18 protein-coding genes are annotated in these 21,330 nt (G+C 61.8%); 5 read left to right on the forward strand and 13 right to left on the reverse strand.

The window, feature by feature from the left end:
* Positions 1-5 precede the first annotated feature (5 nt).
* The 4 genes from ACS3WA_RS04185 to ACS3WA_RS04200 all read right to left on the reverse strand — a co-directional run bounded on the left by ACS3WA_RS04185 (position 6) and on the right by ACS3WA_RS04200 (position 6,265).
* Positions 6-2,351, reverse strand: coding sequence for a glycosyltransferase family 2 protein (locus ACS3WA_RS04185; RefSeq protein ID WP_438277301.1), 2,346 nt, complete (start codon positions 2,349-2,351; stop codon positions 6-8).
* A complete protein-coding gene (locus ACS3WA_RS04190; protein ID WP_438277302.1) occupies positions 2,348-4,801 on the reverse strand; it encodes a glycosyltransferase family 2 protein in 2,454 nt (817 codons plus the stop codon). Before ACS3WA_RS04190 ends, ACS3WA_RS04185 begins: the two co-directional genes overlap by 4 nt.
* Before the next feature lie 93 nt (positions 4,802-4,894).
* Positions 4,895-5,788 carry a hypothetical protein gene (locus tag ACS3WA_RS04195; protein ID WP_438277303.1) on the reverse strand — a complete coding sequence of 298 codons (894 nt, stop codon included), beginning with the start codon at positions 5,786-5,788 and terminating at the stop codon, positions 4,895-4,897.
* 246 nt (positions 5,789-6,034) lie between these two features.
* The gene (locus ACS3WA_RS04200) at positions 6,035-6,265 is read right to left on the reverse strand and encodes a hypothetical protein (protein WP_438277304.1); all 231 of its coding nucleotides are present in this window, start codon (positions 6,263-6,265) and stop codon (positions 6,035-6,037) included.
* A gap of 260 nt (positions 6,266-6,525) precedes the next feature.
* Here ACS3WA_RS04200 and ACS3WA_RS04205 point away from each other — a divergent pair, with 260 nt between their 5' ends.
* The gene (locus tag ACS3WA_RS04205; protein ID WP_438277305.1) at positions 6,526-7,887 is read left to right on the forward strand and encodes a glycosyltransferase; all 1,362 of its coding nucleotides are present in this window, start codon (positions 6,526-6,528) and stop codon (positions 7,885-7,887) included.
* Positions 7,888-7,982: 95 nt separating this feature from the next.
* Here the strand turns inward: ACS3WA_RS04205 and ACS3WA_RS04210 are convergent, their stop codons facing one another.
* Positions 7,983-8,732 carry an HAD family hydrolase gene (locus tag ACS3WA_RS04210; RefSeq protein ID WP_438277397.1) on the reverse strand — a complete coding sequence of 250 codons (750 nt, stop codon included), beginning with the start codon at positions 8,730-8,732 and terminating at the stop codon, positions 7,983-7,985.
* Positions 8,733-9,342: 610 nt separating this feature from the next.
* Here ACS3WA_RS04210 and ACS3WA_RS04215 point away from each other — a divergent pair.
* The 3 genes from ACS3WA_RS04215 (at position 9,343) to ACS3WA_RS04225 (ending at position 10,843) form a co-directional block, all read left to right on the forward strand.
* Entirely contained in the window at positions 9,343-9,507 is a 165-nt protein-coding gene (locus ACS3WA_RS04215; RefSeq protein WP_438277306.1) for a hypothetical protein, read from the forward strand.
* A 479-nt stretch (positions 9,508-9,986) separates the two neighbouring features.
* The gene (locus ACS3WA_RS04220) at positions 9,987-10,202 is read left to right on the forward strand and encodes a hypothetical protein (protein WP_438274093.1); all 216 of its coding nucleotides are present in this window, start codon (positions 9,987-9,989) and stop codon (positions 10,200-10,202) included.
* A 239-nt stretch (positions 10,203-10,441) separates the two neighbouring features.
* Positions 10,442-10,843: a PadR family transcriptional regulator gene (locus ACS3WA_RS04225; protein WP_438277307.1), complete on the forward strand. Its 402-nt coding sequence runs from the start codon at positions 10,442-10,444 to the stop codon at positions 10,841-10,843.
* 293 nt (positions 10,844-11,136) lie between these two features.
* Here ACS3WA_RS04225 and ACS3WA_RS04230 read toward each other — a convergent pair whose 3' ends face one another.
* The 4 genes from ACS3WA_RS04230 to ACS3WA_RS04245 form a co-directional block, all read right to left on the reverse strand.
* The gene (locus ACS3WA_RS04230; protein ID WP_438277308.1) at positions 11,137-11,955 is read right to left on the reverse strand and encodes a formate/nitrite transporter family protein; all 819 of its coding nucleotides are present in this window, start codon (positions 11,953-11,955) and stop codon (positions 11,137-11,139) included.
* 240 nt (positions 11,956-12,195) lie between these two features.
* Positions 12,196-15,456, reverse strand: a complete 3,261-nt coding sequence (locus ACS3WA_RS04235; protein WP_438277309.1) for a tetratricopeptide repeat protein — start codon at positions 15,454-15,456, stop codon at positions 12,196-12,198.
* Between the two features lie 702 nt (positions 15,457-16,158).
* Complete coding sequence (locus tag ACS3WA_RS04240; RefSeq protein ID WP_438277310.1) at positions 16,159-16,446, reverse strand: hypothetical protein; 288 nt, start codon at positions 16,444-16,446, stop codon at positions 16,159-16,161.
* A 157-nt stretch (positions 16,447-16,603) separates the two neighbouring features.
* On the reverse strand, positions 16,604-17,230 hold the full coding sequence (locus ACS3WA_RS04245; RefSeq protein WP_438277311.1) for a DUF2478 domain-containing protein: 627 nt from the start codon (positions 17,228-17,230) through the stop codon (positions 16,604-16,606).
* A 232-nt stretch (positions 17,231-17,462) separates the two neighbouring features.
* Between ACS3WA_RS04245 and ACS3WA_RS04250 the strand changes: the two genes are divergently transcribed.
* The gene (locus tag ACS3WA_RS04250; RefSeq protein ID WP_438277312.1) at positions 17,463-18,449 is read left to right on the forward strand and encodes an NAD(P)H-dependent flavin oxidoreductase; all 987 of its coding nucleotides are present in this window, start codon (positions 17,463-17,465) and stop codon (positions 18,447-18,449) included.
* Between the two features lie 54 nt (positions 18,450-18,503).
* On the opposite strand, the gene ACS3WA_RS04255 is transcribed toward ACS3WA_RS04250, so the two are convergent.
* The 4 genes from ACS3WA_RS04255 to ACS3WA_RS04270 all read right to left on the reverse strand — a co-directional run bounded on the left by ACS3WA_RS04255 (position 18,504) and on the right by ACS3WA_RS04270 (position 21,281).
* Positions 18,504-19,820: a DUF3422 family protein gene (locus ACS3WA_RS04255; RefSeq protein WP_438277313.1), complete on the reverse strand. Its 1,317-nt coding sequence runs from the start codon at positions 19,818-19,820 to the stop codon at positions 18,504-18,506.
* Positions 19,821-19,962: 142 nt separating this feature from the next.
* Complete coding sequence (locus ACS3WA_RS04260; protein ID WP_438277314.1) at positions 19,963-20,175, reverse strand: SlyX family protein; 213 nt, start codon at positions 20,173-20,175, stop codon at positions 19,963-19,965.
* Positions 20,168-20,938: an oxygen-dependent tRNA uridine(34) hydroxylase TrhO gene (gene trhO / locus ACS3WA_RS04265; protein ID WP_438277315.1), complete on the reverse strand. Its 771-nt coding sequence runs from the start codon at positions 20,936-20,938 to the stop codon at positions 20,168-20,170. Before trhO ends, ACS3WA_RS04260 begins: the two co-directional genes overlap by 8 nt.
* A gap of 127 nt (positions 20,939-21,065) precedes the next feature.
* Positions 21,066-21,281, reverse strand: a complete 216-nt coding sequence (locus tag ACS3WA_RS04270; protein WP_438277316.1) for a CsbD family protein — start codon at positions 21,279-21,281, stop codon at positions 21,066-21,068.
* Positions 21,282-21,330 lie beyond the last annotated feature (49 nt).

The following is a 21,330-nucleotide window of genomic DNA, read 5'->3' on the forward strand; positions in this document are numbered from 1 at the left end:
CCTCGTCAAAACCCCAACGGCAAATCGTGACCGCGTGGCGGACGGCTGTACCGGGGATTCCGTCGCCCGGGAGGCCAGGCCAGGCCGCCATAAGGAACGCCGTCACGCGACAGTTGCGGATTGTAGGCCGGGTCATCATTGAGCACCTCGCCCCAGCGTGCCCGCAGCAGGTTGAGTTCATGTTCGAACCGGTCTCGCCGGTCGGCGCGGTTATCGTTGCCCCGGCTGGCGGACTCGGCGTGAATAAGCTTCGCGTGCGGCGTAAAGACGATGCGTTTGCCGGCCTCGCGCAGGCGCAGGCAATAGTCGACATCGTTGAACGCCACGGCGAAGCGGTTTTCGTCCATCCCGCCGACCGCAAGATAGTCGCTTCGCCGGGTCGCAAGGCAGGCCGCAGTCACCGCGCTGCATTCGTGCGCCACGAGCAACTGATCGAGAAAGCCGGGATCATCGCCGACTCTGTCCGTGCAAGCGTGGGCGACTGAAAAATTCATGCCCAGCACCACGCCGCCGTGCTGAACCACGCCGCCTCGCAAGGTCAGCAGCGCGCCGACTGCGCCGACGTCCGGTTCGCCCAGGCGCGTCAGCATCTCTTCGAGCCAGTCATCGGAGCTTGCCTCGATGTCATTGTTGAGGAGGCAGAGAACGTCGGTATCGACCTTTGCGGCGGCGCGATTGTTGAGGCGTGCGAAATTGAACGGCCCCTCGATCCGTAATGTTTGGATGCCGCGTCGTGGCAGGTCGGCAAGAAAGCCGATCGTTTCCGGATCGGCGCTGTCGTTATCGACGACGAGAATATCGGCACGACAGCGTCTGATTGCGGGTGCAATGCTGTCGAGGCACGCGCGCAGCAGCGATACGCGGTCGCGCGTCGGGATGATCACGGTGGTCCGTTGCCGCGCGAAGGGTCGCCTGATTCGAACCGCGGGAAAGAAATTGCCTCGCTGCTCGGTGATTTCCGCATCAATTCCGCGCGTCCGCAAGTGCAACTGGCTCGCGTCAGACAGCAACCGGCCGGCTTTTGCGCGATCGAACACCGGCATCGTCCCCAACGCTCCGGGCAGGTGAAGGACATCCGCCTGTCGCGGACCGGCTCTGTCCAGCAGGCTGTTGAAGAGGCGGTAGAGATTATCCGGCCGCGCCGCGAGCGCCGCGATCAGGCTGTCACGCCGGACTGCGAACAGATGCGCGCAATACCCTTGCTCGAGCATTCTTTCATAATCGAATGCGGGAAAGGCGAGCGGCCAAAGGCGACCATCGTCAGAAAGAAAGTCGAGGTCGCCATAGATGGCCAACGCATCCGGATGCGCCTCGAAAGCAGCGGCGATTCGCGCCAGTGCATTGCGCTCCAGCGCCACACCCGCCATGGCCACCACGACGTGGCTCGCATCGGGCGCGGCGTCGTGCAGAAATTGCAGCATGGCATCGCTGTCGATCACGAGCGGCTGACCGTCGATCGCGCCCGCGGTCCAGCTCTCGTTGCTTTGCGTTTCCAGCGTGGACAGCGTTTGTTGCGCGCCATCGCTGCCGGCGATCACGACCGCCAGCCGAAGCGAACTTGGCTGCGGCTCCGGCAAGGGAAAGCGGTCGCGCCAGTCCGCGTAGTCGTGAAGGGGCAGCGAGGCGGGAATGAGCTGATCGTATAACTTGCCGCGCAGCCGCTCGGCGTCGTACCCGCCGATAACGTCGATCATTCCGGCGAGACCATCTGGAAATGCGACGAAGACGGCTGTTGCCGGAATCTGTTCGCCGTCTTCCCGCCGCAGCAGGATTCGATGGACGCGGCCATCGGCAAAGCGTTGCGGCACGTGGAAATCGAAAGCGCGAACGTTGCGCGAAGCCACTCCCTCGGCTTCGCCGCCGATGTGAGTCCAGGCCGCGGCGCGCAACTGTGCGGCTGATTCTCCATCGACGATCGCTTCCAGCGTGACGGCAGCTTCGCTGTCGATCCAGCCCTGGAAACGCAGGCCGCCCAGCCAACGCAGCTTGCACGCCGGTCCTGGACCGACCGGAGCCGCGTTCTCAAGATCGATGGGGTGGCCGACGGGAGTTCCGAGATTGGCGAGGCGCGCTGAAAGATGGCGGGCCGAACGGAGCAGATCAGGATCAATGGCCACCGCAAAGCCGCATGTGTTGCTGTGGTCCTGCTGACTGCATTCCGGCGTGAAAGCATCGGCATGCGCCGTCTTCAGCACCAGGCCGTCGAGCAGGATGTCGACCGTGAAGCGGCGTTCTGGAGCCCGCGGATCGAACACGAAACCGGACACCGTCCCGTCCTCGCCGAGCGCGAGCCGGCTGACCAGCCCCGGCTCGGCGATCGGCAGTTTGCGGGCTGGTATGACGCGCGTCATGCTCCTGAACGCTCGATCCACTCGATAACGGCGTCGACCAGCCCTCGATCGTCCGCGTCCGCCGGGATCGCAAGATCCTGCTTGCGCGGTTTGACCGATCCGACAGACCAGTCGCGATACGCGACAGGTATCGAGGCCCGCCTCGAGGTTTCGATGAGAGGATGGCCGAACGCCGGCTCCTCGAAATCCGTGAGCAGCCAGCCCGGATGATGCGGCGCGATCACATCGCCGATCTCACTGGCTGTGACCGCACCCGTTACGAAAACATTCGCGTGGGACATCAGCCGATCGTCGTCACTTGTCGTACCGGCGATGACGATTGATCTGGATGGCTCCCGCCGCCCCAGGTGCTCCGCCAGTCTTCGTATCAGGCGAAACGATGCAGGCGAGGGGGCCGAAGGTACGATCGCAAGCGACCGGCGCGCGCCGCGAACCCGCGGCAGCGTCAGCGGACGGGTCGGCCAATCCTTGAGGACGATTTTGCGATTGGGCCAGCGGGCCTTCGCAAACGCCATGGCCACCTTGCCGGGAGCAAGCAACGACGTTTCGTCGGCAAGCGCGATGACGGCTTCGCCGAGGTCGCCTGATGTCACCCATGGATTGATGGGAAGGCCAAGTCTCCGCATCAGCGCGACCAACTCGGGCAACGGATTCGGCTCGATAATCTCGACGCGAGCAGGATGCAGCCGGGTCATGATATCGGCGGCCTCGGCGATGGCCGCGTCGGTGTCGAAACTCAACCGGACGGTTTGTGGGCTGCTGCCGTCGGCCGCCTTGAGATGAACGACGTCGCGCTCCCGCAGCAGGAGAATCGCGCGCTCGCCACGCTCGCGGAGGTGCCGGGCCCGCTCCTCGGCGACGGCGGTGATGTTTCGTCGATTGCCGAGAATCAGCACGGAAGGATCAGAAGACCAGTTCAGCGCGCGATCGAGCCTTGCACGCGCCGGCCGCAACGGGTCCGCAGCCTCGAACGCGCGACATTCCCGTCGGTAGTCGGGGAATCGCCGGTCAAGGATATCGAGATTGCGGAGCACCAGACTTCGCTTTTCGTGCCGGAAGGATTTCGAGCCATGATGTCCGACATAGACGGATGGCGCGCAGACGTTGCGAAAACCCTTGGCGCGCGCGCGCAAGCAGAGGTCGACGTCCTCGAGATAGCCTCGCTCGAAGTTGTCCGAGAGGCCGCCAATGGCGGCGAGACAGTCGCGTTTAATATAGAGACAGAAGCCGATGCCGCTCGGCACGTCCGTGACATCGCGGGCATTTGCGACACTCGCGACGCGGTCGATCTCAAGGATGCTTTCATAGCTTTGCATCGGATTGAAATCGTTCGGTGTCGGAAACGAAAAGATGTCGCCGTTATTTGACAGCGGGGTGACGGTTCCAATACCCGGCGCAGAGTGCGCCGCGTCCGCCAGGCGCTCGACGAACCCCGGCGGCACGATGGTGTCCGAATTGAGCAGCACGACATCGCCCGCCGGTATGGTCTCCAGCGCGCGATTGACCGCGCCGACGAAGCCGAGATTGATCTCGTTCACGAGACAATCAATCGTCCCGGCCGCGGCGAGCTCCTTCAGATGACGCCGCAACTCCGGTTCCGGCGTGGCATCGTCAACCGCCAGAATGCGGAAGGACTGCCGCCGTGTCGATGCGCGCGCCTTGATGAGGCTGTCGAAGCAATCGAGCGTAGCCTGTATGTCCCCGTACACCGGAACGATGACGGTGGGCGCGATGATCTCGGATCGTGGCGCGGCGGATTGGCGCGCGCCGCTTCGGATGTCCGGCGGAGCCGACAGGTTGGGAGCGAGCCGGCGAACCTGGACGATTTCGCCGTCGCATGTCAGCGTCAATGTCTGAGGCGTACGCGACGGTGGACGCCGAACGAGAAAGGCCGTCGCTTGAAGCTCCATGCCGGCCAGCGGATGAAACGAATTGGGTTCAAGCGTGCTGGTGAGAGTGCCGTTTTCAACCGCAAGGCTGACTTCGATCGTCTTCGGCGTCGTCCAGGCGACCCAGCCGGTCACGTGATTGTCAAACACCGAACAGGCGGTCCAATGCCGATTCCCCGCACGGCGGAGTTCCTCGATGGCGGCTCGCAGGATTGTCGGATTGCTGTCGCGGCCGATCAGATTGGTCGCCGCGGCTTGCCGGCGGTCGTCCGTTGCCCAGGCGAGCATCCTGCGATTGGCGGCGAGATCAGATGGGTCGATGAGGAGCGCTTCGGCGACGTCGGCCATGGCCGCCTCCCGGCGTTTCAACTGCCAGTTCGCCTCCGCGCGGAGAACGAAGCAATGCGCGGCCGATGCACCGATCCGGCAACGTCTGTCCGCATATTTGAACGCCGCGAGAAAGTCCTGATCCGTGATCGCTTGCGCGGCCATGCGTTCGAGCTTGACGTGCGAGCTAAATCCGGCACGAGCCTGAGTATCACTCGCGGTCCCGAGGATCATCTGGCATTGTCCTGACCAGTGAGCGCCTGACCTGTGCTTCGAAGCGGCTGCTGGCCTTCGGAGCGCAATCCGAAAAATGCGAAAACCAGCGGTTTATCGGGCCGCACTCGCCTGACGTTGCTGACTGCGGAAGACCCTCACCCGGGCAGAACCGGCAGACTTCCGCGGCATTGCAGGTGCCACGACCTGTTCTGCGGTTGCGGTATGCTCGATGCCGATGCGAATGCCGACCAGTGGTTCGCGGTTGGTCGGACCCGACAACACCACGCGTCTGCCGACCGCGCGAAGCGTTGGCGCATTCAGGAAGCCTGCCTCGGCGACAAACCTAAGGTCATCGGAGCCGCTCATTTCGAGAACCACGGCGGTCAAAGGGAGAGCCCGGCCGCGAGTACCGGCATAGGTGCCGAGCGGCACCATCTTTCCGCTGCCGGACTGACCATTGGCGAACTGGACCGCGTAACGGATATCGACGCTTGCGGGCTTGTCCGGCCACTCCAGAGCCACGCCTTCCACGCGCGAGGGCGCGGTCGGCCCCGCGATCCATGCATTAGGGCCGACGACAACATCGCCGCGACCCGCCACATGGCCGAGCACCTTCAGGCCTTCGGTCGCAACGTGCATGGGGATCCTTACGCCGTTGTTCTCACCGAATGTCGTGGGTGCCTGGCCGGCCTGGATTTGTTCGACGCGTACGATAGCGGCTCGTGATCCGCCCACTCTTGCCGGCTGGACCTGAACCTGCAAGGTGCCGGGCGTGTTGACCCGAACGACAAGACCGGAATTGGGCCGCCACAACGTTGGCTCGGTCGCATCGGGATGTAGGATAATCTCCATGTGCCGCTCATGCCCTTCGGCGGGGGCGACTACCACGTGAGGCGGCGAGGCGGCGTCATCGGCACTCTTGTAATTCACAAAGAACAGCCCGCGGTCGAGACTCAGCACTCTCTGTTGCTCAGCGTCGTTCGTCGTGCCTCGAAACAGATCCACTGTCATCTCCTTCAGCCGTGCCAATTCATCATGCGCGGTCGACGGTGTTGGAAAGCTGCTGGCGTGACCCAGGCGAGCCGGCCATCGATCGGTGCGCCGATCCGGCCCGCGCTTCCCGCTTCCCTCTCAAAATCGCCCAACGCCGATCTGTCGTATTTTTTCGTAGTCAATCCGTCTCGCATCGGACGAGAACGGATCAAGATTCTCTTCAAGATGCTCATGACGACCCGTCATGATCGGAGAATATCAAACCAGCAAGGCGGTTGATTTCGTCGGCGAGAGAGATTGCCGGATGTTTTCAGCCTCCACGCTCAACGATGCGGCCATCTTGCGTAATCTGTCGTTCTCATTTCTCAGCAGTGTGATGGAATCTGCGATGCTCTCGGCAGTATCCGGCAGGCTCTCAAAGCCGCTCCAATCCGGATGCAGGATTTGCGGCGAGTAGTCGGAAGGATGTTGTGTCAATTTGAGGCTCATCGCGAACGCCCTGCGTTTTCGATTGTATTTTACACCATATATCGACTTCGGAATTTTCACGCAGCATCAACTTCGACGACTTTTAGGGCAGGAAGATGTCAGACGGAAGCCAAGCTCGATGATTGAGGGTCCCAATTCATTTGGAACTTGTCAACGCACGATAAATTAGACGAGGAATAATTGGACGAGATTGCTATTGAATGGTTCGCTGGCGAAAGTTTTTTACTTAAAAGGCAACGCACACACTCAGTCGAGATGTCATGTCGATGAAGATTTTATTCGTTCACAACAATTTCCCGGCGCAATACCGCAATCTCGCGGCGGCGCTGGCCACCGAACCGGGTTTCGAGCTTGCGGCCGTCGGCGCATCGAGCGCGCAGCCGATGTCTTCGGTCAAGTTGATTAAATATGCACTTCCTGACGCCGATGTCTCCGGAACGCATCCATTTGCGAGACGCTTCGATCTCGAGTGCCGTCGGGCCGAGCAGGTCCTCTATAGCCTTTCGACCCTGGCGACCTCCGGCTTTTCGCCGGACGTGATCCTCGCGCATCCTGGCTGGGGAGAAACACTGCCGTTACGCACCATGTTCCCCAAGGCGAGGCAATTGGTCTATTGCGAGTTCTATTACGGTGCCGAAGGACGCGACATTGGATTCGATCCGGAATTTCCGGTGTCGGGTCGGGATGGCCATATCGGGCTGCAGCTCAAGAATGCGACAACCTTGTTAGCACTCGCTGACTGCGATGTCGGAATTTCGCCGACATATTGGCAGCAGTCGACTTTTCCAAGGCATTATCAAAGCAAGATCGAAGTTGTTCATGAAGGAATTGATACGTCGCGCGTGCGACCTGATGCACAGGCGCACCTGACGCTTCCAAACGGCCGGCGTGTGGGCGCCTCCGATGAAATCGTGACGTTCGTCGTGCGCAATCTCGAGCCGCTCAGGGGCTACCACATCTTCATGCGCGCGCTTCCCGAAATACTGAGGCGTCGGCCCAATGCGCAGATTGTCATCATAGGCAGGGATGGACTGTCTTATGGCCTTCCTCCGCCGGCGGGCAGCAACTGGAAGTCGATCTTTCTGGAGGAAGTGCGCGACCGGCTGGACATGTCGCGCGTTCATTTCATGGGTGGCGTTCCATACGACACTTTTATTGCAGCACTTCAGGTTTCATCTGCACACGTCTATCTGACGTATCCGTTCGTGCTGTCGTGGTCGGCGCTGGAAGCGATGAGCGCTGGCTGCCTGGTGATAGGGTCCGATACCGCGCCGGTGTGCGAAGTCATCAGTCCCGGAGACAACGGCCTGCTCGTTCCGTTTTTCGCCGTTGACGAGCTTGCGGAAAGGGTCGTCGAGGCGCTGCAGGAACCCGAGCGCTTTTTCGCGATCAGAGAGGCCGCCCGCCATTTTGTCATTGAGCACTATGACGCCGCGCGCATTTGTGTTCCGCGGATGCGCGAGCTTCTCGATCTGGGGGCGCCCGCGAGGCCAGCGCGGCGAAACGTCTGGACCGGGCGGCCGCCGTCCGAATGGCCGACGACCCTCAGGCGTCCGTCGCGAAAGTCATTCGCTCCGCTCAGAATGGAAATGTCAGATGCGGAAGACCAAGGGCCGTCCTGATCCGGGCGATGATCAACAGGAAGCTCGGAAGAAAATTCGTTGGCCTGATCCGAAATTCCATCCTTGCGCCTCGGATCAACTGGATATTCCGTCGATCAGGCTTCCGATTCATTTGCAAGGGCGCTTGCCACCTCTGTAAAATCGTCGATCGTGCAAGCTGCGCCTGAAAAGTCATCGTCGCTGAAATAGGCGCTTCGTGAGATCAGGACAGGAATTCCGGCGCCTATCGCTGCAGCCAGACCGATGCCGGAGTCTTCGATAGCGAGGCATTCCTGCGCGGGCAGATTCAATTTTGAGAGCACTTTCAGATAAACGTCCGGCGCAGGCTTCTTCCTTGTCACCTCGTCGCCGGCGACAATGGCCGCAAACCACTGCTCCCAGTCCTTGCCCAGCGAGGCCGAAAGCAGCACATCGATATTGTCGCGCGAGGTCGTCGTTGCAATTGCCAGAGGCTGACCGCGCCGACGCGCCGCATCCAGCAAAGCACGAATGCCAGGCCGAAGCGGACAGCCGCCCTCGGTGATCAACTCCGCATAGAGCCTGGTCTTGATCTGGTGCAGCTCGGCGATCTGGGAATCCGACAATACCGACGGTTGCCCATCTCGCGCGTGGTCGAACGCGCGAATGCGTTCCTTTCCTCCCGCCACCCGAAGCAATTCCTTGTAAGCCGGGCGATCCCAGTGCCAATCAAGGCCAGCTCCGGCGAAGGCCGTGTTAAACGCCTGACGATGAGCCTCCTCGGTTTCGGCAAGCGTTCCGTCGACGTCGAGGATCAGGGCGCGCGCGTCAACGATCAACGCCCTGATACGATCGGGGGACAAGTTCGTGGCAAACGTTTCGCTCATTTTCCTGACACACTGAAGAACCGGGTTTCCAACAGGTCCGATCGCGATGTCCAGAACCAGGCAAGAGATCGAACGGCGGTCGCCCGTATCACAATCCGGTTTCGGCGATTTGGGCAATTTATTATTCTTTGGATAAGCTGAAAGCATTTCTTATGACAGCAAGCGGCGGCGGTGGTGCCGAAGTCACTTCGCTGTAGCCGGACGGTTTTAGGTGAGATCGCTCTTGAGAGACAACGGCACGTTTGCCGGCCATGCTCGTGCAGGCTGGAATCCAGGTCCTCGCAGATAGATCTGTTTCATCGCGGCGGGCTCATGCGAGCGCGCGCTTTTGTCCGGCCAACCCGCGTGAACAGACACAAGCTGGACGGACAAACACGACAGACAAAAACAATGATTTCACTTTGACCAAATTCCTAGCCTGGTGCTGCGGCATTTTGATGGCTCCCTTCGATTTGACTCGCATTCAGCCCAGGGAAGGCGCACACTTATCCAACCACCACGAAGGTTGTGGCTCTGATAGAGGTCAGGAGGACGCTGCGCGCGCTCCGCCTCTCCAAACGAGGGAGCAACGCCAATGAGGGTGCGACGTGATTCTATTCAACTTAAGCCTTTGAAGGACCGTCTGGTCGAGTTCGCGGCCAACGCCCGCAAGGCGGCGCACGAACTGCCTCCCGGCGTACGCAGGGATGAGGCGTTAAGGAAAGCGCGTCAAGCGGACGCGGCGGCTCATATCGATGCGTGGGTGAATTCGTCGGGACTGCAAACGCCGAAGTAAGTGTCGTTTCGCTGGCGCCTCGCTCCGAGCTCAGGTCGTCCTGAGATCGCGCTATTGCGATACGCGAGTCTCGACGACTAAGTCAGTGTCCGACGGGCCGTGCCGGAGTTAGGGCAAGGAAAGTCTCGCCTCGGAAAAATTCCCCGGCGCCGCGGGATCGAATGGTCTAGTGGGAGATCAAAGAGAGAGCCATCCCCTTTTTCAGGGAATGGCTCGAGGCGAAGCTTGGAAATCATCAAGCCCTGTGTACTGCCGTTACCTTGTTCGCAGCCATACGCCGTCAGGATGATCCACATCGGGGTGATTCGGCTGTGACCTGATTAACACAGCATCTTTTGACGTTCGGAAACCGATCACGTCCGAAGCTCACAAGAGTACGCGTTAATGGATGTCGGGTCGGACTTCATCCGGCGAGGACGCGACGGGGAACGGTCTACGAGTTCGGCCGGTTGTTAGGAACACAGCCAGGGAGAAAAACGATGCCTTACGCGCTATTCGATCGCGATCGACGCATCGGTGCATTCACGGCGACGGAACTGGATGCCTGGAGGGCGGCGTTGCAGGCCGGCCTCATTTCGGATCTTCCTGTCGCGGACGAGCAGGGCGGTCAGGTCTTGCCGCGCGGGCTTCATGTGAAGCGGGTGGACGAGGATTTTGCGCGGCCGGAGTGGAAGCACCGGGCCAAAATTTTTTGAAGCGGGGCTGATGCAGGTTCCCGAGTGGTCCAACTGCGTCGGAGCCTGTTTGGCCCAACCGAGTCGCGGAAAGTTTGCAGGCGGCGCACACGGCTTGACGCAGATGGAGCGCTCTGGACGTTGCAAGATATCGATCGCAAGCCGGCGAAATATGTCTTGCGTTACAGCATAATATGGGTTTCCTTCGAGCGAAGGTTTCTTGACGGAGAACAAAAATGACGGCTCCATCATCGAAGGGTGTGGCCGAAGACGATCTGCGTCTTATTGCGCTTTCACTCATTTCCGAGACGCCGCGTCGTGGCTACGAGGTCATCCAGACCATCGAGAAAATGACGGCCGACTGGTTCTTGCCCAGCCCGAACGTGGTCCATCCGATGCTGGCCAGTCTCGTGGAATCCGGTCATCTGACCGCGTCTGTCGATCCCCCCAGGCTCTTCACGATCACCGACGAAGGCCGCGCGTTTCTCGAGCAGAACCACGATCGCGCCGCTGCCGTCCTCGGGCGCCTGAATGCGCTCGGCGAACGCGTCACCCGCTGGCGACAAGCGCTTGGAATGGCGGAACGGCTGAAAGAGGCCGATGCGGACGCCACGGAAGGCCTGCTGGACGTTCTGGCCCGCGCGGCCATGCCCAGGAAATAAGACCCTCTGACGGACACACCTACGCGGTCTTCGATCAGCCTTCCGGTCCGGAGTGAAGCCGGCAGCGAGAGGAAAGGCGGGTCGGCGGTCGCATGGACGTAGGCAGTGGGTGCAATGCCGTTTTCCTAACGGCTATAGCGGCGCGACGGCTCGCTGGTTTCCATCAGAATGCAAACCGCTCCACACCGAGTGCCGTTCCGGCCAGCTTCGCTTTCGAATTCCGGTCTTAAAACGTCAATGCCCGGCGTGGAGCCGGGCATGACGACTTGATGAGCGAGATGAACTGCGTCGGCTCATTCTCTTTGCAGAGTATGAGTGAAGTACCACAGCGTGCCGTTGAGCACCATCGCGCCCAGGATATTGCCGATGGTGACCGGGATCTGGTTCCACACCCACCATTCGTAGATGCTTACATTGGCGCCTGAGAGAATGGCGGTCGGGAAGAGCCACATGTTGACCACGGTGTGCTCGAAGCCCAGCGCGAAGAACATCCCGATCGGGATCCACATCAGCACCACCCGGCCCACGGTGCTGCGAGTGGCCTTGGACATGACCGATCCCAGGCTCACCAGCCAGTTACAAAGCACGCCCTTGCCGATGGCGGCGCACCAGCCGACGATGCCGTAATGGATATAGCTTACCTTGGCTTCGGCGGTCTTGGCGATGACCTTGAGCATGCTGTCCGGCTCGATGGATCCGCCCTTGGTCAGCGAGAACCACAGCAGCCAGGCGAAGAAGATGCCTCCGAGCAGGTTGCCGCCAAGAGTCCAGGTCCAGTTGCGAACCAGTTGGAACGGCGTGACTGTTCCGGCGTACATGCCGATGGGCATCGTCGCGAAGCTGCCGGTCGCCATCTCCAGGCCGAGGAAGCTCAGCGTCACGTAACCGGCCGGGAATACAAGTCCCGCCACACCGAGCGGAATGCCGGCGGCGACCATCGCGAAGGTCACGCAGGCTCCGTAGGCCAGGAACGGCGTACATAGAAAACCGCGGATGAGAAGATGAATGGTGCCGAACTTGGCCTTCTTGGCGGCGTCCGCGGCAAGCGCGGCCCCCATCTCCGCCGGCGGCACTGTTTCGATTACAACGCTGGCGTTCGCATAATCGGCCATCGCGTTCCCCCCTGTTGATTTTTCCCGATCACCGCCCTTCAGACGGCCCCGTTATCGCTCAAATGCATATCAGACATCTGCATATCGTGCAACGGTACGTCCCATTCCGCTCCCCCAGATTTCATAGGCGGAGCTGACAGGCGTGGGAGGGCGCTCGACGGCCAGATGCGTGTGGCCGATCGCAAGCGACGCAGCAAAGTGCGTCGCCGCCGATATTGGTCGCTCGAAGGAGCGGACGGACTATTCCGTGAAGGCCTCGATCTGCTCGTTGAACCAGTCCAGATCTTTCTTCCAGCCGGCATTCTCCGGCGCGCGCCTGACAACGCTCTCCATGGCGGCTTGCCCGTGCCGCAGCGCGGTCAGCGCATTGTCGTTATCGTTGGACCGGCGATACATCTCGGCAAGATGTCCCTGACTTACAGCAACGCTGCGCTGCAAGTCGACGTTGCCGGGATCGGCAAGCGACAGCCGCTCGAGAATCGCGAGCTCTTCGTTGAAGGATTTCAACGCCTCGTCCGGCTTGCCCTGCGCTTCCAGCGCTTCGCCGATACGAGCGTAGGACACCGTCAGATCGCGCTGCCAGACCACATTGCTGGGGTCGCTTTGCGCCAGACGTTCCCTGATCGCAAGCGCGTTGCGGTAGGATTTCAGCGCCTCGTCCACTTCGCCCTGCGCTTCCAACACGTCGCCGATGCAATCGTGCGACACCGAAAGGCTGCGCTGCCAGTTGGCGTTGCCGGGGTCGTTGCGCGCCAGCCGCTCTCTGATCGCAAGTGCGTTGCGGAACGACTGCAATGCTTCGGGCAGACTGCTCTGCGCCACCAGCACGTCGCCGACTTTCTCGTGGGATACCGACAGATCGCGCTGCCAGCCGGTGTTGCTGGGGTTGGATTGCGCCAGCCGTTCGGCAATTGCGAGCTGGTCGCGGAAGGCTTGCAGCGCGTCGGCCATTTTGTCCTGGGCCAGCAGCACGTCGCCGATACGATCGTAGGACACCGCCAGACCGCGTTGCCAATCGGAATTATCGGGATCCGCGCTTGCCAGCCGCTGTCTGATCGTCAGCCCTTCATGGAAGGATTTCAACGCGTCGGGCAGGCTGCTCTGCGCTACATGCACGTCGCCGATCTTGGCGTGGGACACGGACAGGTCTCGCAGCCAGCCGGCGTTGTCCGCCTCCGCACGCGAGAGCTGCTGGGCGATGTCAAGTCCCGTGCGGAAAGCTGTCAACGCGTCGGGCAGCTTGCCCTGCGCCACCAGCGCGTCGCCGATACGATCATGAGAGAGCAACAGGCTGCGTTGCCAGCCGGTGTTGTCGGGATGGGCCTTCGCAAGCCGCTCCTTGATCGTGAGGCCGCCCCGCAGTACCTCCAGCGCCTCGGGCAGTTTGCCCTGCGCCATCAGCACTTCGCCGACGCGATCGTAGGACAGCGTCCGGTCACGCTGCCAGTCGTTGTCATCGGTATCGGCGGCGCGGGCCAACTGCTCTGTGATCTCAAGCTGGCTGCGGAAGGCTTCCAGCGCCTCGTCCAGCTTGCCTTGCGCCATCAACGCTTCGCCGACCTTTTCGTGCGACAGCGACAGACCGACCTGCAGTTGAGCGTTGTCGGGGTTCGCCTTCGCCAACCGCTCGGCGATCGCGCGCTGGCTGCGGAAGGATTCCAGGGCCTCGGGGAGCCTGCCCTGCACTGCCAGCACGTCGCCGATCTTCTCGTGCGACGATGACAGATCGCGCTGCCGCTCCGCGTTTCCGGAATCGGCATTCGCAAGCCGCTCCCTGATCGCGAGCCCGTCGCGATATGATTTCAGCGCCTCGGGCAGCTTGCCTTGCGATACAAGTGCGTCGCCGATGCGGTCGCGCGCAACCGACAGGTTGCGCTGCCAGCCTGCATTGTCGGCATCGGTGCGAAGCAACTGCTCGAACGCTCCTCCGATCGCATTCAGGATGAGCTGGCGGGCATCGGGTGAGACGTGCCGTTCGATGGCTTCGTCGAGATTGAAAAGAAAGCGCTCGGCCACATGCGCGCGGACGGAGTTGTCAGGGTTGTCGAGCAAACGGCTGATCTCTTGCGCGGCGGCTGCCGGAGTACCGCCGGCCGGCGAAATCACCGCATCGGCAAGCGCGCGCGTGGCGCCTTGCAGTTCCACCTCGCTCAACGATGTATCGCCATAATATCGGGCGGCGCGTGCGGCGTCCTTGCCCGCCAGCAGATGCACCATGGTTTCAGACGCGCGCAGGGGATCGTCCGGCGTCAGGGTCAGAAGGTAGTCGGCGATCAACAGATGCAGTTGGGCGTTGGAGAGGCGCAACCCCGCCAGGCGCGAGCGGGCGGCGGCCTGCGCCTGGGGATGGTTGAAATTCCACTGCGCGGGCGCGCCATGCTGGTGAATCTGACCGCGGAATATGCGGCACAACGCGGCGAAACGCTTGTCATCCCAGGGTTCGCCGCTGACCTGCGGCAGCAGTTGACGAAAATCGCTTTCTCGCCATCCCGAGCGGCTCGCGGAGATCAAGCCGATGAACGCCGACGCAAGAGGGGCGCCCAACGTTGCCGAAGCGCTGTCGAACGTTGCGCGGTAGAGGCGCGGAACATCCGTCGGCATGCTCCCAACGCTGTCCATCATCGCATTCTGCAGCCGTTCTCCCGGATCGCCGGAATATTCACGCTGCATGTCGGCGAAATACTCGGTGTCGAGCAACTCCAGTTCCTCGATGGCGAGCACAAGCCACAACGGATTGCCGACGGCGGGGGCGCCTGCATGTTTCTTCTCGAACAGCGCACTGATCACTTGCGGTGAGATCTTGCTTTGATTGCGCTTGATGAGAGCATCTGTGATGTCACGGGCCTCGGTCGCGTCGAGCGGCGGCAGAGTCAACGATTCTACGCCCGAACGCTCGGCCAGCGCCTTGGAGGCGCCGCCGGCGATGGCGGTGGCAACGAGGCGCACATTGATCGGCCATGGCCGCGGCAGCCAGCTCGTGAACTTTCCGCGCGCGCTCTTGTTGAACTGGTCGATCGCGTCGATCAGAATAACGACGCGGCGCTGCGACGACATCCGCGCGATCAGCGAGGCGAAAGCCCTCTCGACAATCTCGGGTTCGATATTCGTGGCGAGATCGACGTCGCCGACATCGAGCGCATTGCCGAGTTCACTGATCCAGCGGCGCAGCATGGCGTCGATCGATGAGGCCTGCGGGGTGGCGCCGGCCGCGTGCGCGAGCACAAAAGCGTCGGTTTCCTTGGTGCGGCGAAGAAGTTCGCCGAACAGCGCGCTCTTGCCCGCGCCGGGATCGCCGATAATACAGATGCCCCAGGGCGGGCCTTCCCTCGTTGGGGAAAGGGCTTTCGCAGGAGAGGTACAGAGATCGGTAACGCGCGCGATGACCGACTGCCTGCCGACGAAGTCGCGGGCGCGATCATTGGCAAAGGCTTCGAGCGCGTCGCGCTCCGCCTGCATGTCCTCGATCGTGCTGCTAACGGATACCGGACGCGATTGCGACATCGTAGGGGACCTCACTGAACAACGGTTTTTATAGCATCGTCATGGAATTGGACAAATCCGGCAGCTTCGTCGTGTCGTCAACCAGGAGACGTCGAGGTCGAATCCACGCTGACGCGCTGCACGGTCGGCACGAAAGGCCTTGATCGGCGCCCTCGTGAAGGTCCTCCATGGCGCATTTGACGGTCACATTCAGACGACGGCCTGAACATGCGTCGTGCAAAGGCGGCGCCCGCCAGAGTGTTCAAGTCCCGATCCCCAACACAGCCAGCAACCGGAAGCCAGCAACCGGAGCTGCCAATGGAGATCGCGAAGTGACTGAAGTCTCTGGTTCTCTGGTTAGAGTGCCGCGAAACGGTGCAGCTTGGGCATGCAGGCCGTAACGCGGGTTAGGCGGAGCAAGACTTCTACGAGCTTTCCAAGTCAAGCACTATTTCGCGGGTTACTTCATTCTCTTGACTCTCGGTTTTAGGTTCTGCCTGGAAACTCTCGTCCTGCTCCCGGCCATCCGTTGGGGAAGCCGGTGTGAGGCGGGTTGTCAAGGACTGTCGCCGCTCTGGGTTAACCCGTGCCCCGATGCTCGCGGGCGCTGCAACGGGCTCGCACAGGGCACCCGACTCGCTATCGTGGAAACTTGCCGGGCAAGATCCTTCGCCTGGGTGCAGGCCGCGGGGTCCAAGCAACCGGTCCGGGACCTTTTGGGGACTAGAAGTTCCGTCCCCTCATTATCGCCGCGTCGAGCAGTTTCTCCGCGTTTTCGACAGCCTGCCTGAAGACTTCGGCTTCTTCCTCCAAAGACATTCCCGTCATGGTGGAGTTCTTCAGGTCGCGGATGCAGTTGTCGCGGAGCATCATCAGAGAATCCTCGTCGAGGAGCTGTCCGCTGAGAACGTACTTGATGAGCTGGGCCGTGAAATTCTCGAATACAAGCGTGATCATGCCCGCCTGGGCTGCGCTGCGCGTTGCATTCTGGAGGATCTGCTTATCGTCCATCGCGTGACTTCACGTGATCGCGCTGGAGAGCAGGGAATTCGCTGTTCGGAATGGGGCCGTTCGGAGCCATGGGCGCAAGCTGGCGACAGTTATGACACTCTGGAATGAAGGTTATCCTTTTCCGGCCGCTCCAGCCAGCAGCTTTTTTGCGTATTCCTCATGCTCCCATGGACGGCGATCCCGGCTCGCGCCGAGCTTGACGTTCGATCGCGTTCCGGCACCACGCGGTTATCGCTTCGACATCGGGATTCAAACGGGTGGCGGAGTCCCCGGCGAACGCCAGAAAGTCATCGAGATTGTGTTCGGAGACGCCGATGATGAGCGGAATTTCGGCGATCAGGGCCTCTGCGATGACCGATCGCAACCCGCGGCCTTGAGCCTCTTCCTTGCCGAACTTGTTGATGACGACCAGGTCGACATGCTCGAGCACCGCGCGCTCGATCCAGGCGTCGATGCGCGCGAACGCGTCCTGATCGAGACGGCACCCCCGCGCCTCGTTGCCGCGATCCAGCGAAATCTTGACTTCGCCGCCGCCCAGCAGGTCCTTCACATACATATCGCAGCGGCGCCGGCCTTCCCGATGCGGGTTGGACTGAACGACGCCGCCCAGGCGGTATCCTCGCGTGGCCAGCGCTGCGGCGCATTCGGCGATCAGAGAATCCCTGACGAGGCCGTCCTCGTGGGTGATGAGTCCGATCTGTCCGAAGCCGGGCTCTGCATGCTCGGCGGACATCCGGGGAGCGTGCTGATGCCGCTCCGTCGTTTCCTTTTCAGGGTCTGTCATGATCTGCTCGAGGGGCATCCGTCCACGGTACATTCAGTCTCCGGCGCAGCGTAGAGAAACCGCAGGAGAGAAACCGCAGGTGCTTTTCGAAGCGGCGCCACAGTTCCTTCCGCAGCGCACGCTGCTTCATTCTGCAGTAAATAGTCGCAGAATGGCATAATTTTACGAGTGAAACCGACCTGAAGCGGTATGTCAAGGCAGCTATCACCAGGAGCGAACCGGGGGTCTTTCCGTGAAAACAGCCATCACCGAATTGTTCGGCATCCGGCATCCGATCATCCAGGGCGGCATGCATTACGTCGGCTTTGCGGAGTTGGCGTCCGCGGTCTCGAATGCGGGCGGTCTCGGCATCATCACCGGACTGACGCAGAAGACGCCGGACCGGCTGGCGAAGGAGATCGCGCGCTGTCGCGGCATGACCGACCAGCCGTTCGGCGTGAACCTGACGTTTCTGCCCGCGTTCACCGCGCCGCCCTATCCCGAATATATCCAGGCGATCGTGGAAGGCGGCATCGGTATCGTCGAGACGGCGGGCCGCAACCCCGAACAATACATGCCCGCGCTCAAGGCTGCCGGCATCAAGGTGATCCACAAATGCACCTCGGTGCGCCACGCGTTGAAAGCGGAGCAGATCGGTTGCGACGCGGTCAGCGTCGACGGCTTCGAGTGCGGCGGCCATCCCGGCGAGGATGACATCCCCAACATGATCCTGCTGCCGCGCGCCGCCGACGAACTCCGGATTCCGTTCGTGGCTTCCGGCGGCATGGCCGATGCGCGCAGCCTGGTCGCCGCGCTGGCGCTGGGCGCCTCAGGCATGAACATGGGTACGCGCTTCATCGCGACCAAAGAGGCGCCGGTGCATGACAACGTCAAGAAAGCGCTGGTCGCGGCCTCCGAACGCGATACCCGGCTGATCATGCGGGCGCTGCGCAACACCGAGCGCGTGCTCAACAACCGCAAGGTCGAGAGGTTGATGGAGGTCGAACGGGAGAAAGGCGCGGACCTCAAGATCAACGACATTATCGAGGAGGTCGCCGGCGTCTATCCCAAGGTGATGATCGAGGGCGACATGGATGCCGGCGCCTGGAGCTGCGGCATGACGGTCGGCCTGATCCACGATGTGCCGAGCTGCAAGGAGCTGATCGACCGCATCGTGGGGGATGCCGAGCGCCTCATCCGCCAGCGGCTGACGGGCATGCTCGACGGCAACCCAGCGTGAGAGCGAATTTCGGGAAACGAAATCGTTGGGTAGTTTGCCGCTCTTTCAAAAGAGTCAGCCGTCGCGGCCGATATGCTTGTGGCGGATGCTGCGCACCACCGACCAGATCGACAGCGCCGCCACCGGAATGAAGGCCGCAGTCAGATAACCCGGCTCGACCGGGACAAGCCCGGATTCGTGCAGCGCCTTGGCGATATAGCCGAACAGGCTGACCACGTAATAAGTGATGGCCGCGACTGACAGCCCTTCGACGGTGGTCTGCAGCCGGAGCTGCATCCGCGTGCGGGCGTTCATCGATTTCAGGAGTTCCTGATTCTGCTGTTCGAGTTCGACGTCGACCCGCGTCCGCAGCAGGTTCGCCGTGCGCGACAGCTTGAGCGACAGGCTCTCCTGACGCGCCTCGGTCGTCACGCAGGTCCGCATGGCCGGCGCCATTCGTCGCGCCAGGAATGATGTCCACGTCGGCAGCCCGGCCACCTTGCGCTCGCCGATGGTCGTCAGCCGCTGCTGCACGATCTCGTAATAGGCCCGGCTGGCGCCGAAGCGGAAGACGCTCGCCGCCGCGCCGGCCTCGACTTCCGCGGCCAGCGCCGTCAGTTCGTCGAGCAGGTGGCGGTTGTCGGCGAGATTGCCGCTGTTGCGCATCTTGTCCGTCACTTCGGCGAGGCGCTGCTCGACCGCGCTGATCGACGGCGCGAGCCGCTGCGCTTCGGGCAGGCCGAGCAGAGCGAGCGTGCGATAAGTCTCGATCTCGATCACGCGTTGCGCCAGCGCGCCGGCGCGATCCGGATTGAGTTTGCGGTCGACGATCAGGATCCGCACGAAGCCGGACGGGTCGGGCTGGAAGTCGGTGGCGTAGATCGCAGCGCCGTCGCTGTTTTCGGCAAGCGCGAGGCTGTTGCGATCGAACAGCCGCTCCGGCGGCTGGACGGCCGGCCCGTCGGCCAGCACGTGCATGTCGATGGCGACCAGAAGCGGACCGGGTTGCGGCACGAGCTGCATCGGGGCGGCGAGCGCCGCGGCTGCCGGATGAAACGGTATTCCGTCGGGCTGGGAGGGCATTTCCCAGGTATAGGTCGTGAATTCGGAATGCTGCTCCCATCGCAGCACGGTAGTGCCGATCGCGACGCGATAGTGCCGCTCGGCGAAGGTCGGCACCGGCAGGCCGCGCGCCGAACAGAACGCCGCGAGATGGTCGCGGTCGGCCTGACCCCGCTCGCCGGCCGTCTCGAAGGCGAAATGCAGGATGCGGGCAGGAACGGACAGCGCCGTGAACGGCCGCGCGTGCAACTCGCCCAGGATCGCCGTCCTCAGCGGATGCGGCGTCAGCCGGGCAGCCTCTCCGTCCCCAATCGAGACTTCCGCGGTCATGCGATCCTTTCCGGAGATCTTGTTGTAGCGGCGCGGCGATAAAGCCTGCAACGCCGTTTATCGCGCACGCACGTGATAGGCCGATAACGATTGCCAATCAACGGTGATACGGCGTCGGCGCACAAGCAGCGGTGTTCCCGCTTTAATAATGCGGCGGCGGCTCGTTGGCGGGGGCGGGACGCGCGGCTTCGGCCTCCCGTACGCGCTCGCTGAGTTCGGCGACCTGCCGCGAAAGCGCGTCGATCTGCTTCCACTGGGCAGTGACGGTCTGGTTCAGCGTCTCGATGGTCTCGTCCTGATAAGTCAGGCGCATCTCCAGCGCGTCGACGCGATCGGCCAAGGTCTTGTCAGCCATCGCGGGACGGCGCTCCCTCCATGAGCCGGCCGGAGCGGGTCTTTTCCTTCAGCCCGTGACCGAGCGTTATTCTGTCGTCGAACACAAAACATTCGCCCCGCCAGCGGCTTTGGCTTTCCGGAACGGCTTCGAGGTATTTCAGGATGCCGCCCTTGAGGTGATAGACCTCCTCAAAGCCGCGGGACAACAGATAAGAGCTCGCCTTTTCGCAGCGAATGCCGCCGGTGCAGAACATCGCGATCCTGCGATGCTTGTGCGGATCGAGCTTTTGCGCGACGAAATCCTTGAACTCGCCGAATCGTGCAAGCTGTGGATCGAGCGCGCCTTCGAAGCTGCCCATCGCTATCTCGAAGGCATTGCGGGTATCGATGAGAAGCGTGCCGGGCGCGGCGATCAGATCGTTCCAGTCCTTCGGCTCGACATAGATACCGACCGCGCGGGTCGGATCGGCAGCGGGATCGCCGAGCGTCACGATTTCCTTTTTCAGCCGGACCTTGAGCCGCGCGAACGGCATCACCGATGCCTGCGAGAATTTCAGTTCGAGATGGTCGAGCCGGCCGGAAAACAGCGGACCCGATTGTAGCTCTGTCACCAGCGCATCGATGGCGTCGGGCAGGCCAGCGACGGTGCCGTTGATACCTTCTTCGGCGAGCAGGATCGAGCCTTTGATGGAAAGCCCGGCGCAAATCACGCGCAAGGGTTCGCGCAACTCACGGAAATCCGGCAGTGACCTAAATTGATAGAGAGCGGCGACCTTGAGCATGACGCCGGTTTATCAGTCCGCGCCGCATCGCGAAACCCGTGCATTACAAGAGGTGGCTGGACAGCTGATGGTACAAAAAAAGGACCGGCTACGGGCCGGTCCTTTGTTTGAACTGACAAGGTCCAGATCAAAGCTTTTTGTTGACAGCGTTTGCCGCCTTGTTGGCGGAATCCTTCACCGCCTCCTTGGCATCGCCAAGCGCTTTCTGGCCCTTGCCTTTCACTTCCTGGATTGCGCCGTCGCTTCGCATCTTGTCGGAGCCGACAGCTTCGCCGACGTTCTGCTTCACCTTTCCCATCGCCTCGTTGGCGGTCCCCTTGATCTTGTCCGAGGTGGAACCCATAGGTCGTCTCCTTTGCGTTGAGCTTCAACAACGCGGAGAGCTTCTGACG

The sequence above is a fragment of the Nitrobacter sp. genome (assembly GCF_051535235.1).
GTDB lineage: Bacteria > Pseudomonadota > Alphaproteobacteria > Rhizobiales > Xanthobacteraceae > Nitrobacter.